The 14,442-nt window shown below is 69.6% G+C and carries 11 protein-coding genes; 8 read left to right on the top strand and 3 right to left on the bottom strand.

Going from position 1 to position 14,442, the window contains the following annotated elements:
- The first annotated feature begins 48 nt into the window (after positions 1-48).
- Positions 49-2,385 (top strand): fused MFS/spermidine synthase, encoded by a 2,337-nt coding sequence (locus Q8Q71_RS00640; protein ID WP_305757715.1) that lies wholly within the window; start codon positions 49-51, stop codon positions 2,383-2,385.
- Here the strand turns inward: Q8Q71_RS00640 and Q8Q71_RS00635 are convergent.
- Positions 2,372-3,526: a bifunctional 2-C-methyl-D-erythritol 4-phosphate cytidylyltransferase/2-C-methyl-D-erythritol 2,4-cyclodiphosphate synthase gene (locus Q8Q71_RS00635; protein WP_305757714.1), complete on the bottom strand. Its 1,155-nt coding sequence runs from the start codon at positions 3,524-3,526 to the stop codon at positions 2,372-2,374. The two genes, Q8Q71_RS00640 and Q8Q71_RS00635, sit on opposite strands and share 14 nt — an antisense overlap.
- A 65-nt stretch (positions 3,527-3,591) precedes the next feature.
- Here Q8Q71_RS00635 and dusB point away from each other — a divergent pair, with 65 nt between their 5' ends.
- The 7 genes from dusB to Q8Q71_RS00600 all read left to right on the top strand — a co-directional run bounded on the left by dusB (position 3,592) and on the right by Q8Q71_RS00600 (position 12,165).
- A complete protein-coding gene (gene dusB / locus Q8Q71_RS00630; protein ID WP_305757713.1) occupies positions 3,592-4,644 on the top strand; it encodes a tRNA dihydrouridine synthase DusB in 1,053 nt (350 codons plus the stop codon).
- Positions 4,641-6,935 (top strand): PAS domain-containing sensor histidine kinase, encoded by a 2,295-nt coding sequence (locus tag Q8Q71_RS00625; protein WP_305757712.1) that lies wholly within the window; start codon positions 4,641-4,643, stop codon positions 6,933-6,935. Before dusB ends, Q8Q71_RS00625 begins: the two co-directional genes overlap by 4 nt.
- Before the next feature lie 9 nt (positions 6,936-6,944).
- On the top strand, positions 6,945-8,360 hold the full coding sequence (locus tag Q8Q71_RS00620; protein ID WP_305757711.1) for a sigma-54 dependent transcriptional regulator: 1,416 nt from the start codon (positions 6,945-6,947) through the stop codon (positions 8,358-8,360).
- Entirely contained in the window at positions 8,357-9,220 is an 864-nt protein-coding gene (locus Q8Q71_RS00615) for a D-amino-acid transaminase (RefSeq protein ID WP_305757710.1), read from the top strand. Before Q8Q71_RS00620 ends, Q8Q71_RS00615 begins: the two co-directional genes overlap by 4 nt.
- A gap of 108 nt (positions 9,221-9,328) precedes the next feature.
- Positions 9,329-9,574, top strand: coding sequence for an RNA chaperone Hfq (hfq, locus tag Q8Q71_RS00610; RefSeq protein WP_055830158.1), 246 nt, complete (start codon positions 9,329-9,331; stop codon positions 9,572-9,574).
- 173 nt (positions 9,575-9,747) lie between these two features.
- Complete coding sequence (gene hflX, locus Q8Q71_RS00605; protein ID WP_305757709.1) at positions 9,748-11,070, top strand: GTPase HflX; 1,323 nt, start codon at positions 9,748-9,750, stop codon at positions 11,068-11,070.
- 93 nt (positions 11,071-11,163) lie between these two features.
- Positions 11,164-12,165, top strand: coding sequence for a sensor histidine kinase (locus tag Q8Q71_RS00600; RefSeq protein WP_305757708.1), 1,002 nt, complete (start codon positions 11,164-11,166; stop codon positions 12,163-12,165).
- 6 nt (positions 12,166-12,171) lie between these two features.
- On the opposite strand, the gene mazG is transcribed toward Q8Q71_RS00600, so the two are convergent.
- Together mazG and Q8Q71_RS00590 are read right to left on the bottom strand one after the other, a co-directional pair.
- Positions 12,172-12,957 (bottom strand): nucleoside triphosphate pyrophosphohydrolase, encoded by a 786-nt coding sequence (gene mazG / locus Q8Q71_RS00595; RefSeq protein WP_305757707.1) that lies wholly within the window; start codon positions 12,955-12,957, stop codon positions 12,172-12,174.
- Positions 12,954-14,342, bottom strand: coding sequence for an MFS transporter (locus Q8Q71_RS00590; protein WP_305757706.1), 1,389 nt, complete (start codon positions 14,340-14,342; stop codon positions 12,954-12,956). Before Q8Q71_RS00590 ends, mazG begins: the two co-directional genes overlap by 4 nt.
- Positions 14,343-14,442: the final 100 nt, after the last annotated feature.

Genomic DNA, 14,442 nt, shown 5'->3' with positions numbered 1-14,442 from the left:
CAGGGTGGGCGTATGCGCCCGGAGACGGCGCCAGCATACGGGGCGGGCATGAGCGACACCACAGGGGACTCCGGCATCGGCTCCGGCGCCGGCTCCGGCGCGCCCGACCGGCCGGCCGATCGCCTGACCCCCTTCCTGTTCGCGGTCGCCATCTTCACCTCGGCGTCGCTCGTGTTCGTGGTCCAGCCGATGGTGACCAAGCTGGTCCTGCCGATGCTGGGCGGGTCGCCGGCGGTGTGGAACACCGCCATGGTCTTCTTCCAGACCGCCCTGCTGGCCGGCTACGGCTACGCCCATCTGGTGCAGAAGGTCGGGTCGATCAGGCTCCAGGTGGCCATCCATCTGGGCCTGTTGCTCGTCGCCGCCCTGTTCCTGCCGCTGGGCGTCAACGGCTGGCTGGGCGATCCCGACCCGGCGGCGCCGATCCTGTGGCTGCTGGCCACCCTGACCCTGTCGGTGGGCGCGCCCTTCGCCGTCCTGTCGGCGACGGCGCCCCTGCTGCAGGCCTGGTACGCGCGGGTCCGCGCCGGCCACGCCGACGGCCGGAATCCCTATGTGCTGTACGCCGCCTCCAATCTGGGCAGCTTCCTGGCCCTGCTGTCCTATCCCGTCCTGATCGAGCCGCTGGCGACCCTGTCGGGACAGCGGTGGGGCTGGAGCGGCGGCTACGTCCTCTTCACGCTGATGGTCGTCGCCCTGGCCCTGGTGGTCTGGCGCCGCCGCCTCGACCGCACGACCGAGCCGGCGCGGCTGGAGGCCAGCGCGCCCATCGCCTGGCGCGAGAAGGGAATTCTGGTGCTGCTGGCGGCGGCGCCGTCCAGCCTGATGCTGGGGGTCACCGCCCACCTGTCGACCGACGTGGCCTCGGCGCCGTTCCTGTGGGTGATCCCCCTGGCGCTGTATCTGCTGACCTTCGTCATCGCCTTCCAGGCCCGGCCGTGGATTCCGCTCAACGTCACCCTGGTCATCCAGGGCGCGACGGGGGCCATCGTCGTCCTGATCGTCGCCTTCCGCTCGGCCAACTGGTCGCTGGCCTTCGGTCTGCACCTGATCGCCTTCTTCTTCGCCGCCCTGATGTGCCATCAGCTGCTGGCGTCGCGACGTCCGCCGCCGGACCGGCTGACGGAATTCTACCTGCTGATGTCGCTGGGCGGCGTCGTCGGCGGCGCCTTCACCGCCCTGCTGGCCCCGGTCATCTTCAACATGGTGTGGGAGTATCCGCTGGTGCTGGTGCTGGTCGGCCTCGCCCGTCCGTGGGGCCGGGGGCGGCTGACCGGAACCCGGATCGGAACCCTGGCCGCCGCGGGCGCGGTCGCCGCCTCTCCGGTGCTGCTGTCGCTCTGGCTCAACGCCAACGACGGCGCGCGCGGCTGGTTTTACGCCAACTTCCCGCTGGGCATGGACCAGCTGGCCATGGTCATGCTGATGCCCGCCGCCATCTGCGCCTTCCTGATCCGGGACCGGGCGCTGGTCTTCACCGCCGTCCTGCTGATGATCACCCTTCCGGCCCAGTGGATCGCCCGAGGCTACGACTGGAGCTATTCGGAGCGCAGCTTCTTCGGCGTGATGCGGGTGGCCAACTCGCCCGATCCCCGGCTGGGCGGCGACGTCCATGTGCTGATGCACGGCACCACCCTGCACGGCGCCCAGGCGCGCGACGGCCGCTTCGACTGCGTTCCGACCCTCTACTATGCGGCGTCCACCCCGATCGGCCAGGCGGCGACAATGATCGGCCAGCGCGGTCCGGCGAAGATCGGCGTGGTCGGCCAGGGCTCGGGCGCCATGGCGACCTACAAACGCACCGAAGACGCCATGACCTTCTTCGAGATCGACCCGATGGTGAACGCGCTGTCGCGCGACCCGCGCTGGTTCTCCTACATCTCGCACTGCGCCTCCGGCCCGATCAATACGGTCCTGGGCGACGCCCGCCTGACGCTGGCGAAGGAGACGCCGGGGTCCTACGACCTGCTGATCATCGACGCCTTCTCGTCCGACGCGGTGCCGACCCACCTGCTGACCGCCGAGGCCATCGGCGGCTATCTGAAACTGCTGAAGCCGGACGGGGTGGTGCTGCTGCACCTGTCGAACCGCAACCTTGACATCACCCTGCCGGCCATCGCCGCGGCCCAGGCGCTGGGACGGCCGAGCCTGCACCAGCTATACTACGAGCGGGACGAGACGCCGGAGATGGCCGAGGCCTCGACCGAGGCGCTGATCCTGTCGCCCACCGACGCCGGTCTGGCCGATTTCCGGATGGACGAGCGCTGGAACACGCCGGCCCGCACCGCCGTGAGGCCGTGGACCGACGACTACGTCAATCTGTTCGGCTCCCTGCAGCGCAGCATGCAGGATACGGAAGAGCTGAGGGCGCTCAGGAGCCAGTAAGCTCGATCGTCGCCAGCGCCTGGGCGGCCAGGCCCTCGCCCCGCCCGGTGAAGCCCATGGCCTCGGTGGTCGTCGCCTTGACGCTGACCGCGTCCAGCGGGAGCGAGAGCAGTCCGGCGAGGCGTTCGCGCATCGCCTGACGGTGCGGCTTCACCTTCGGACGCTCGCAGATCAGGGTGACGTCGACATTGACCAGCCGGCCGCCGCGCGCGGCCAGCCGCTCCACGGCGTGAACCAGGAAACGGTCGGACGAGGCGCCTTTCCACTGCGGATCGGTGGGCGGGAAATGATCGCCGATGTCGCCGTCGCCCATGGCGCCGAGGATGGCGTCGGTCAGGGCGTGCAGCCCGGCGTCGGCGTCGGAATGGCCGATCAGTGTCTGGTCGTGCGGAATCTCGACCCCGCACAGCCAGACCGAGGTCCCCGGGCCCCAGCGGTGGGCGTCGAAGCCCTGGCCGACGCGCGTCTGGCGGGGAATGAGCGCTTCGGCCATGGCGAAATCCTCCGGGAAGGTCAGTTTCATCAGGCGCGGATCACCCTTGACGAAAACGACGCCGCCGCCGGCGCGCACGACCACAGAGGCCTCATCCGTCGCCGTCACATCGGCGGGCCAGGCGCCGTAGGCATCGACGATAGTCCGGTAGCTGAAGGCCTGGGGTGTCTGGGCATGCCAGAGCAAGTCACGCTCGACCGCGCCTGAAACAACGCCGTCCGCCTCCTTGCGCAGGCTGTCTGCCACGGGCAAGGCCGGCATGACGCCATCGACGCCAGGCAAGGCCTCAAGCACCCGGCGGATGACGGCGGCGCTCAACAGGGGGCGAGCGGCGTCATGGATCAGCACCGGCCGGTCGCCGGGCCCGCCGAGGGCCGCAAGGCCGTTGCGGACCGACTCGGCGCGGGTAGCGCCCCCGGAGGCCAGCCGCCAGCCGGACAGGCCCGCGAGGGCGGCCTCCGCCTCCGCCTCCGAGGCGGGCGAAACGACGACGACAAGGTCTTCGGCGCCGGCCGCCAGCAGGGCCTCGACCGACCAGCGGACCACCGGCTTGCCGCCCAGCATCCGCCATTGCTTGGCCCCTCCGGCGCGGGAGCCGGAGCCGGCGGCGACCACGATGGCGGCGAAGGCGGATGCGGGCGTGGTCATCCCCGGCCTTCTAATCGCCGCGGTTGCGCTTGACGAGGGGCCCGTCATGCGGCGCTAGGGAACCGATGAGCGCAGGGATACAGATCGGCGACGTGTGGGTGCCCGGCCGGGTGCTGACCGCGCCCATGACCGGCATCACCGACCTGCCGTTCCGGCGGCTCGCCTCACGGCTGGGCGCGGCCTATGTGGCGACCGAGATGGTCGCCGCCGCCGAGCTGGCCCGCGCGCGACCGGATGTCGTCCGGCGTGCGGCGGTGGGCGAGGGGCTGCCGCTGACGGTGATCCAGCTGGTCGGGCGTGACCCCGCCGCCATGGCCGAGGGCGCGCGCATGGCCGAGGCGGCCGGCGCGGACATCATCGACCTGAATTTCGGCTGCCCGGCCAAGGAGGTCACAGGCTCGGCCTGCGGTTCGGCCCTGATGCGCACCCCCGACCTCGCCTGCCGGCTGATGCAGGCGGCGGTCGAGGCGACCAGCCGGCCGGTGACGGTCAAGATGCGGCTGGGCTGGGACGACGCCCATCGCAATGCGCCCCTGCTGGCGAAGCGGGCCGAGGAGATCGGCGTCCGGGCGGTGACGGTGCACGGGCGGACGCGGCAGCAGTTCTACACCGGCGTCGCCGACTGGACCGCAGTCGGCGAGGTCAAGGCGGCGGTGGGCGTGCCCGTCATCGTCAACGGCGACATCCTGACCGCCGACGACGCGTGCGAGGCGCTGCGGCAGTCGGGCGCGGACGCCCTGATGCTGGGGCGCGGCGTCTACGGGCGGCCATGGCTGGCGGCCCACATGGAGCGGGCCCTCGCCGGCGGCGCGGCGATGGAGGAGCCGGATCGCGAGGAACGACTGGGTATTGTGGTCGAACACCTGCGCGCCTCCGTCGCCTTCTACGGCCTGCCGCTGGGGCTGAAGATGTTCCGCAAACACCTGGGCTGGTATGTCGAACAGGCGCCCTGGCCCGACGATCCGCTGGAGAGGCGCGCGGCCAAGTCGCGGTTGTGCCGGCTGGAGTCGCCGGCCGAGGTCGAGGCGGGTCTCGCGGTGCTCTGGCGCAAAGTGACGCATTCCGGCAACTCGGGTGTTGATATTCCGCCACAGCTGGCCGAAGCTGTCGTGGCATGACGGAAACATCCGCCGCCGATACCGATCCCGTACCTGCCGACCGTCGCGGCGCGACGCGCTGGTTCGCCGGCTGGTCGGAGGAGCGGCGGCGCAACGCCTTTCTCATCGCCTACGCCATCGCCTTCGTGATCACGGCCGCGGCGATCTGGCTGGTGGCTGTGGCTCCGGGTAGCGCCGGCGAGGGCGCGCGGGCCAGCGCGAGCCAGGCCGTGCTGGCCATTCTCGGGGTCAATCTGCTGCTGATCGCCGGACTGGCCGCCGTGGTGGGCCGCCGAGCCCTGTCGCTGTTCCGACGCCGGACGGACGCCGGCGCCCGGCTGCATCTGAGGTTCGTGACCCTGTTCTCCATGGTGGCCCTGGTCCCGGCCGTGATGATCGCCCTGGTCTTCGGCGTTCTGGTCAACCGGGGCGTGGACCAGTGGTTCAGCGGCAATGTGCAGTCGGCGGTGGAGAACGGCGCCAGCATCGGGCAGGCCTATCTGGAAGACGTGTCCGACGAGATGGACGCCGATCTGGCCGTGATCGCCGAGCAGCTGGGCGGCGCCCGCCCCCTGTTCGAAAACCGCATCCAGTTTTCCGACGCCCTGGCCCAGATCGCCGAACTGTTCGGCTATCCCGCCGTCTACATCCTCGGGCCGGACGGCGAGGTGCTGGCCAGCGGCGAGACGCCCGGCGCTCCGCCCTATGTCGCGCCGCCGCTGGCTGCGCTTGAGGCCGCGGCTGAAGGCGGCCCGCCGCCGCAGCAGGTCACTGAAAACCCGGACGCCGTGCGCTCGTTGACGGCCCTGCCGGCCTATGGCGAGGCCTATCTGTATCTGGTGCGGCCCCTGAAGCCGGGCCTCATCGCCCAGATGCGCAACGGCGAGGAGTCGATCGTCGCCTATCGCGAGGCCCAGCAGAGCCGCGAGCGCATCCAGGCCGCCTTCGCCCTCAGCTATGTCGAGACGGCCCTTCTGGTGTTGGTGGGCGCCATCTGGCTGGGGATGGGGGCGGCCAGCGCCATCTCGGCGCCGATCGGCCGTCTGGTCGAGGCGGCCGATCGCGTGGCCTCCGGCGACCTGACGGCGCGGGTCGACGGCGAGGACGGCCCCGGCGAGATCAAGACCCTGTCGGCCGCGTTCAACCGCATGACCGGCGATCTGGAGGCCCAGCAGACCGCCCTGAGGGCCGCGAGCGAGGAGGCCACCGGGCGCAGCCGCTTCATCGAGACGGTGCTGTCGGGCGTGTCGGCCGGCGTCATCGGGCTCGATCGGCGCCGCCGGGTCTCGGTCATCAACGACAGCGCGGTCGAGCTTCTGGCCATCCGCGACCCTGCCATCATCGGCCGTCCGCTGGGCGAGGTCTCGCCGGAACTCAGCGAGTTGGCCGGCCGGGCCGAAGCCCACATCGAGGAAGAGATCGACGTCAGCCTGGAAGGCGAAACCCGGCGCCTGCGCGTGCGCATCGAGGGCGGGGTCGGCGGCGAAATGGTTCTGACCTTCGACGACATCACCCGGCTGGTCACGGCCCAGCGCAACGCCGCATGGCGCGACGTGGCCCGCCGCATCGCCCACGAGATCAAGAACCCCCTGACGCCGATCCAGCTGTCGGCCGAGCGGTTGCGGCGGCGCTACCGCAAACAGGTGGGCGATGACGTCGAGGTGTTCGACCGCTGCACCGAGACCATCATCCGCCAGGTGGGCGACATCGGCCGGATGGTCGATGAATTCTCGTCCTTCGCCCGCATGCCGGCGCCGCGCTTCACCGCGGTCGATCCGGCCGAATTGCTGCGCGAAGCGGTGTTCGCCCAGCGGGTGGCCGCGGCCGACATAGGGGTCGAACTCATCGAGCCCCTGCCGGCGGTCGTCCTGCACGCTGACCGCCCGATGATCGGCCAGGCCCTGACCAACATCCTCAAGAACGCCGGCGAGGCCGTGAGCGCGCGCCGCGCGATCGCGCCGCGCGAGGGCGACGGCGAACGGCCGGGCATTTCGGCGCGGCTGACGGTCGAGGGCGACACCCTGACCTTCGTGATCGAGGACGACGGCCTAGGCCTGCCGGCCAAGGATCGCGACCGGCTGACCGAGCCCTATGTCACCACGCGCGAGAAGGGCACGGGCCTGGGCCTGGCCATCGTCAAGCGCATCTGCGAGGAGCACGGCGGCGAGCTCAAGCTGGCCGACGCCGAGACCCTGACCGGCGCCCGCGTGTGTCTGGTCTTCCCCCTGAAATCCCAACCCCAATCGACCGAAGCCGCCGGGCCAGGGGATGCGAAAGCGTCCCGCGTCCGCGCGGTTCCGGCCGCCGAATAGCGAGGCGTCATGCGATCCACGGGAGCCGATATTCTGGTCGTCGACGACGAGGCCGACATCCGCGAGCTGGTTTCCGGCCTGCTGGAGGACGAAGGCCACGCCGTGCGGGTCGCCTCCAACTCCGACGAGGCCCTGGCCGCCATCAGGGCGCGCAAGCCCTCGCTGGCGCTGCTCGACATCTGGATGCAGGGCGGCGGGCTGGATGGACTGGAACTGCTGGACGTCATCAAGGAACTCGATCCCGACCTGCCGGTGGTGATGATCTCGGGCCACGGCAATATCGAGACGGCAGTCACGGCCCTGCAGCGCGGCGCCTATGACTTCATCGAAAAGCCGTTCAAGTCCGACCGGCTGGTGGTGGTCGTCCAGCGCGCCCTGGAGGCGACCTCGTTGAAGCGCGAGAATCGCCGCCTGAGGGCCCAGGTGGCGGCTCCGACGGGCTTCATCGGCCGGTCCGCCGCGGCCCAGGCCCTGCGCAGCACCATCGCCAAGGTGGCGCCGGCCAACAGCCGGGTCCTGATCTCGGGCCCGCCCGGCTCGGGCAAGGAACTGGTCGCCCGCCAGATCCACGAGGCCAGCGCGCGGTCGAAGGGCGAATTCGTGGCCATCGCCGCCGCCGGCATGACGCCCGAACGGCTGGACATCGAGCTGTTCGGCGAGGAAGGCCACGACGGCCGTCCCCGCAAGATCGGCGTGTTCGAACGGGCCCACAACGGCACCCTGTATCTCGACGACGTCGGCGACATGCCGCGCGAGAGCCAGAGCCGGGTCCTGCGCGTCCTGGTCGAGCAGCGCTTCCGCCGGGTCGGCGGCGAGCAGGACGTGCAGGTCGACATCCGGGTGGTCACCTCGACCTCGCGCGACCTGAAACAGGAGATCGCCGAGGGCCGGTTCCGCGAGGACCTGTTCCATCGTCTGAACGTGGTGCCGATCCGGGTCCCGGCCCTGTCGGAGCGGCGCGAGGACATCCAGGAACTGATCGACTATTTCATCGACACCCTGTCGGCGTCGCAGGGCCTCACCAGGCGGCGGCTGGGCGACGACGCCATCGCCGTGCTGCAGGTCCACCCCTGGCCGGGCAATGTCCGCCAGCTGCGCAACAACGTCGAGCGGCTGCTGATCCTCGCCACCGGCGATCCCGACGAGCCGATCAGCGCCGACATGCTGCCGCAGGAGGCGACCAACGCCAACTCGACCGGCACCCTGGGCGGTGAGCGGATCATCGCCCTGCCGCTGCGCGAGGCGCGCGAGGTGTTCGAGCGCGAGTATCTGGCCGCCCAGATCATGCGCTTCGGCGGAAACATCTCGCGCACCGCCGCCTTCATCGGCATGGAGCGGTCGGCCCTGCACAGAAAACTGAAGTCGCTGGGCGTGTCGCCGTCGCGGGGCGGCGAGGAAGACATCGAAGAGGTCATCGAGGAATGAGCCGCGTCGCCTACGTCAACGGCCAGTACCAGCCGCACGGCCAGGCCGTGATCCATGTCGAGGATCGCGGCTTCCAGTTCGCCGACGGCGTTTATGAGGTCTGGTCGGTGTTCGACGGCCGCATGGCCGATTTCGACGGCCATATGACGCGCCTGCACCGCAGCCTGAACGAGCTGCGCATCGATATCCCGATGACCCGCGAATCGCTGACGCAGGTGCTCAGGGAAACCATCCGCCGCAACCGCGTGCGCAACGGCATCGTCTATCTGCAGGTCACGCGCGGCACGGCGCGGCGCGATCATCCGTTTCCCGCCGGGGGCACCCCGCCCAGCGTCGTCGTCACGGCCCGGTCGATCAGCGCCGACCGGAGCGAAGCCACCGCGAAAAAGGGCGTCGCCGTCGTCACCGTGCCCGACATCCGCTGGGGCCGGTGCGACATCAAGACGGTCGGCCTGCTGGCCAATGTCCTGGCCAAGCAGCAGGCGCGCGAACGCGGCGCCTATGAGGCCTGGATGGTCGACGAGATGGGTCTGGTCACCGAAGGCTCGTCCACCAACGCCTGGATCGTCGACGAGAACGGCAAGCTGCGCACGCGGGACACCCAGGCCAACATCCTCAAGGGCATCACCCGCACGGCCCTGATGGTCCTGATCGAGGAAGAGGGCGTCGAACTGGACGAACGCCCCTTCAGCGTCGACGAGGCCAAGCGCGCGAAAGAGGCCTTCTTCACCGCCGCCGGGGCCTTCGTAATGCCGGCGGTGTCGATCGACGGGGTGAAGATCGGGGACGGGAAGCCTGGTCCGATCACCAGGCGGCTGCGCACCCTGTACCTCGATCAGGCGAGGCGGGACGCCATCTAGGCGTTGCGGCCCCGCGCGGGCCGCGTCTAAGGTGAGGGGCCGGACATTCGATCCCGCCCCGCGCCGCTCCCTCGGCCGGAGAACAAGCAAGAACAGGCTGAACCTGCCATGTCGCAAGACAAGTCCAAGAACCTTCAGGACACCTTCCTCAACAGCGTCCGCAAGACCAAGACGCCGCTGACCATCTTCCTGGTCAACGGGGTCAAGCTGCAGGGCATCGTGACCTGGTTCGACAACTTCTGTGTGCTGCTGCGCCGCGACGGCCAGTCGCAGCTGGTCTACAAGCACGCCATCTCGACCATCATGCCGTCCGCGCCCGTGCAGCTGTATGAGCCGGAGGCGGACGAGGACTGACGGCCCCCCTGGCCGTCATCCTCGGGCTTGACCCGGGGATCAGGCGTTGATGCGAACGGTGCGTCCGGGATGGCCCTCAGGCCGGCGGGCGCCTATCTGTCGGTCAGCACCAGACCATCTGATCCTCGGGTCAAGCCCGAGGATGACGACCTAGAGAAAGCACGCCGACACCTTTGGCTTCCCATCTGATCGACCACGCCGTCCCCCTGATCCGGGCGGTCGTCATCCACCCTGAGCGTTCGGACTCCGGCGCGAGCGAAAGCTCGCGCCAGTCCGTCGAACGTCTGGAGGAAGCCGTCGGCCTGGCCCGCGCGCTGGACCTCGACGTGCGCGGCGAGGAGATCGTGCGCATCCGCAAGGTCACGCCCGCCACCCTGTTCGGCTCGGGCAAGGTCGAGGAGCTGGCCGCCCTGGTCCGCGCGGCCGAGGCCGAGGCGGTGGTCGTCGACGACGCCCTGTCGCCGGTGCAGCAGCGCAATCTGGAGAAGGCCTGGGACTGCAAGGTCATCGACCGCACGGGCCTGATCCTCGAGATCTTCGGCCGCCGGGCCCGCACAAAGGAGGGGCGGCTGCAGGTCGAGCTGGCCAGGCTGGACTACGAGCGCTCGCGGCTGGTCCGGACCTGGACCCACCTGGAGCGCCAGCGCGGCGGCACCGGCTCGACCGGCGGCCCCGGCGAAACCCAGATCGAGCTCGACCGCCGCCTGATCGCCGACCGCATCGTCAAGCTGAAGGTCGAGCTGGACGAGGTGCGTCGCACCCGCGGCCTGCACCGCAAACAGCGCCAGAAGGCGCCGTTCCCGACCATCGCCCTCGTCGGCTACACCAACGCCGGCAAGTCGACCCTGTTCAACCGGCTGACCGGCTCGGACGTGGTGGCGAAAGACCTGCTGTTCGCCACCCTCGACACCACCCAGCGCACCATCCGCCTGCCGCAGGGCCGGCCGGCCATCGTGGCCGACACCGTCGGCTTCATTTCCGACCTGCCGCACGAACTGGTCGAGAGCTTCCGCGCCACGCTGGAGGAGGTGGGCGAGGCCGACCTGATCCTGCACGTCCGCGACATCGCCAGCCCCGACAGCGAGGCCCAGTCGAAGGACGTCGAGGCGGTGCTGAAACAGATCCCGACGCCCGAGGGCAAGACCCGTCGGGTGCTGGAGGTCTGGAACAAGATCGACCTGCTGGACGACGAGGCGCGCGACGCCGTGCTGGGCCAGGCCGAACGCCTGTCCCGCGACGGCAAGGCGGTGGCGGTCTCGGCCTGGACCGGGGAGGGGATCGAACCCCTGCGCGAGACCATCGCCGGCCTGATCGACGACGATCCGGAGACGGAGCTGGTTCTGGACCCCTCACAGGGTGAGGCGCTGGCCTGGCTGTACGAGAACGGCCGCGTCACCGGCCGCGAGACGGATGACGAGGGTCGGACACATGTGGTGGTGCGGTTGCATCCGGCGGCGCTGGGGCGGTTTGAGCGGCAGTTTCAGACGGCGGGCTAGACGGCGCATGCGGCGCCCACGCCCTGTGCTAGGATCGCATGTTCACGGATGGTCGCGCGGCTTCGCGGGACGCGGTTGAACCTGGACCGTTGAATGTCGAAGACGAAGGACGGGCCGCCCGTGTGGGACGCCGCCAATCTGCGACGGGGACTCGAGGCCGCGGGGGTCGCCCTATGGTCATGGAACGTCGACGACGACACCTTCGCCATGGACGAGGCGGCGTTCGGACTCTGGGGCATGCCGGTCCGTCCGAGCGTCACCTTCGAGGACCTCTCGTCCCACATCCACCCGGCCGACCGGGACCGGGTTCGCGCCGCGTTTGCCGCCACCCGGGCGGTGGTCGGCCCCTATGAGATCGATTTCCGCATCCTCGTGGAGGGGGACGTCCGCTGGGTCTCCGCGCGGGGACAGGGCGACGACCTGGGCATGGTCAGCCGCAGGATGTTCGGCATCTTCATCGATGTGACCGGCCGCAAACAAGCCGAGGAGGGCCACGAACTGCTGGCCGGCGAGATGAGCCACAGGGTCAAGAACCTGCTGGCCATCGCCTCGGGCCTGACGGCCATCACCTCCCGGTCGGTGGATTCGACCGGCGACATGGCCCGGGAGCTGACCCAGCGCCTGACCGCCCTCGGTCGGGCTCACGATCTGGTTCGTCCCTTGCCCGGCGAGGAAGGCAAGGCGGCGCTGCTGGGCGACCTCCTGTCCGTCCTGCTCGCCCCCTATGACGACCTCGGCGCCTTCAGCGGCCGCATCCGGGTGTCGGTGCCGCGCATGGGGGTGGGTGAACAGGCGGCCACCACCCTGGCCCTCGTAGTGCATGAGCTGGCGACCAATTCGCTCAAATACGGCGCGTTGTCGGCCGAAGCGGGCACCTTGGACGTCTCCTGCTCGGCGCATGACACCGAACTGGTCATCGCCTGGACGGAACAGGGCGGACCGCCCGTAAAGCCCCCGGAGGGGCCGGCCGGCTACGGCAGCCAGATGGTGGCCCGCGCCATGGCCCGCCAGCTGGACGGCGCGATCGAGCGGGACTGGACACTGCAGGGCCTGGTGGTCCGCTTGCGGATGAACAAGGACCGGGTGGCGCAGTAGCGGACGTCAGGCGCGCTCCGCCGCCTTCGCTGCGTCCCACAGCCCGTCCATCTCGGCCAGATCGGACTGCTCCGGCCTCCGCCCGTCCTTCGCCAGCTCCGCCTCGATGAACCCGAACCGCCGCACGAATTTCGCGTTCGCCCCGCGCAACGCGTCCTCCGGCTCCACCCCCAGTTTGCGCGCCAGGTTGGCGACCACGAACAGCAGGTCGCCGACCTCGTCGCGGGCCTTGTCGAGGTCGCCGGCGGCGATCTCCACGCGCAGTTCGGCGACCTCCTCGTCCAGCTTGTCGAAGACCTCGTCGGTCGAGGGCCAGTCGAAGCCCACGCGGGCCGCCCGCTTCGTCAATTTCGCCGCGCGCGCCAGCGCCGGAAGGCCGACCGGAACGTCGTCCAGCGCGCCATGCTGGGCCTTCGCCTTGCGCTCTCCGGCCTTGATGTCCTCCCAGCGCGCCTTCTGGGCCGCGCCGTCCGGCTTCGCCGCCTCGTCCCCGAACACATGCGGATGCCGCCGCTCCAGCTTGTCGGCGATCGCGTTCGCCACGTCGTCAAAGGCGAACAGTCCCTGTTCCTCGGCCATGCGGGCGTGGAAGACGGTCTGGAACAGCAGGTCGCCCAGCTCGGACTTGAGCTCGTCCATGTCGCCGCGCTCGATGGCGTCGGCGACCTCATAGGCCTCCTCCAGAGTGTAGGGGGCGATGGTGGCGAAGGTCTGCTCCACGTCCCACGGACAGCCGCCGACCGGGTCGCGCAGCTTCGCCATGATGCCGATCAGGCGGTCGATGGGCCTCATGCCGGCTCCGAAGCGGCGGCCGCGGCGGCCGCGTCCCGTTCGGCCAGACGCGCGCGCACCTCGGCATGGCGTTCGCCGCCCAGCGGATATTTGTTCAACGCCCAGGCTGAGGCGAACAGCAGCACCGTCGGCACAGCGAGGAACAATGCCGTCAGGGTCGTCAGGGCGACGGAGGTATTGGCGGCGCCCGGCGTCTGATCGAAGCCGACCCAGCCGAGGATAATCAGCACCCCGACGCTGATCGCATAGCCCAGCTTGGTGGTCAGGCTGAGGAAGGAGAACAGCAGGCCCATACGGTCGTCGCCGGTCTCCAGCCTGACCTCGTCCGCGACATCGGCCATCATCGCCCGCGTCAGCAACAAGCCCGCCGCATAGGGCAGGCCGGCGATGAACAGACCGATGGCGGTGATCAGGAAGTTGTTGGCCGGCAGGAAGCCCACGAGTCCGTACAGCACGGCGAAGGCGATTGAGGCGATCTGCAGCGCCCGATCCTTGCCCAGTTTGACCGCCAGCCAGCTCCAGAACGGCGCGGCCAGCAGGCCGGCAACGAAATACAGCACCATGAAGATCTGGCTGGCCCCTCGGTCAAAGCCTTTGATGCTCTCGAAATAGAAGAACAGCAGGGCTCCGGTGATGCCGGGCGCAATTCCAAGGAACAGGTCGCACAGCAGGACCTTGCGAACCACCGGGCGCTTGAACAGCGCGATCCAGGCCTTGAGCGCACCGTGCGGCTGCCGCTTCACCGTCTGCGGCTCGGGGGCGATCATGACGGCCAGACCGAGAGTCACCGGCAGGCTGATCAGGATGAACCAGCCCATCGCCCGCACCCCGTCCTCATAGGTCCCCAGGCCGGCCTTCAGCACGATGGTGGGGATGAACAGCGCGATCAGGACACCGACGATATTGGCCGATTGCCACCAGCCGTACAGGCGAGACCGCTCGTCGTATTGCGGAGCCAGCACGGCGCCCCAAGCCAGCTGGGCGAGAGTGGTGATCGAAAAGCCGAGATAGAGGATCAGTAACCAGAAGAAGAGGTAACCGAATCCTGCGCCCGGCTTGACGAAGAAGATGAAGGCCACGGCCAGCATCAGGATCGGTGTGCCGAGGGTCAGCCAAGTTCGGTAGGGACCCCATTTGCTACGGGTCCGGTCCATACCCCAGCCCACGACGGGGTCGAAGAAGATGTCGATCATCCGCACCAACAGGAAGGCCGAGCCGACGGCCGCCAGATTCAGGCCAACGTACTGGCTGTAAAAGGCCGGCAGGCTGACTGCGAGCGGCAGGCCAACAGCCGCATAGGGCAGACAGGGCCCCGAGAAGGCGGCCAGAACGGCGTTGGAACGGCGCGGCGTCGTGGGCGCGGCAGTCGGGGCGGCGTCGGTCATGCGGGCGTCCGGCGATCCGGCCCTGAGTCGGCCGTCCCCTCACCATGCCAGTTTTCCGTCCGGCGGACATGGGCGGGGCGCGATGTCTTCGGTGTCACGG

Origin of the sequence: Brevundimonas sp. (assembly GCF_030704825.1) — a bacterium.
In the GTDB taxonomy this organism is placed as follows: Bacteria; Pseudomonadota; Alphaproteobacteria; order Caulobacterales; family Caulobacteraceae; genus Brevundimonas.
The sequence above is the reverse complement of the archived record's forward strand: the minus strand, read 5'-3'. Positions and strand labels throughout refer to the sequence as shown.

Bases quoted from the DNA above. Each gene is read 5' to 3' on its own strand.
- Q8Q71_RS00620 (WP_305757711.1), top strand. From the start codon at position 6,945: ATGCGATCCACGGGAGCCGATATTCTGGTCGTCGACGACGAGGCCGAC.
- Q8Q71_RS00640 (WP_305757715.1), top strand. From the start codon at position 49: ATGAGCGACACCACAGGGGACTCCGGCATCGGCTCCGGCGCCGGCTCC.
- Q8Q71_RS00590 (WP_305757706.1), bottom strand. From the start codon at position 14,342: ATGACCGACGCCGCCCCGACTGCCGCGCCCACGACGCCGCGCCGTTCC.
- Q8Q71_RS00615 (WP_305757710.1), top strand. From the start codon at position 8,357: ATGAGCCGCGTCGCCTACGTCAACGGCCAGTACCAGCCGCACGGCCAG.
- Q8Q71_RS00625 (WP_305757712.1), top strand. From the start codon at position 4,641: ATGACGGAAACATCCGCCGCCGATACCGATCCCGTACCTGCCGACCGT.
- mazG (WP_305757707.1), bottom strand. From the start codon at position 12,957: ATGAGGCCCATCGACCGCCTGATCGGCATCATGGCGAAGCTGCGCGAC.
- Q8Q71_RS00635 (WP_305757714.1), bottom strand. From the start codon at position 3,526: ATGACCACGCCCGCATCCGCCTTCGCCGCCATCGTGGTCGCCGCCGGC.
- dusB (WP_305757713.1), top strand. From the start codon at position 3,592: ATGAGCGCAGGGATACAGATCGGCGACGTGTGGGTGCCCGGCCGGGTG.
- hfq (WP_055830158.1), top strand. From the start codon at position 9,329: ATGTCGCAAGACAAGTCCAAGAACCTTCAGGACACCTTCCTCAACAGC.
- Q8Q71_RS00600 (WP_305757708.1), top strand. From the start codon at position 11,164: ATGTCGAAGACGAAGGACGGGCCGCCCGTGTGGGACGCCGCCAATCTG.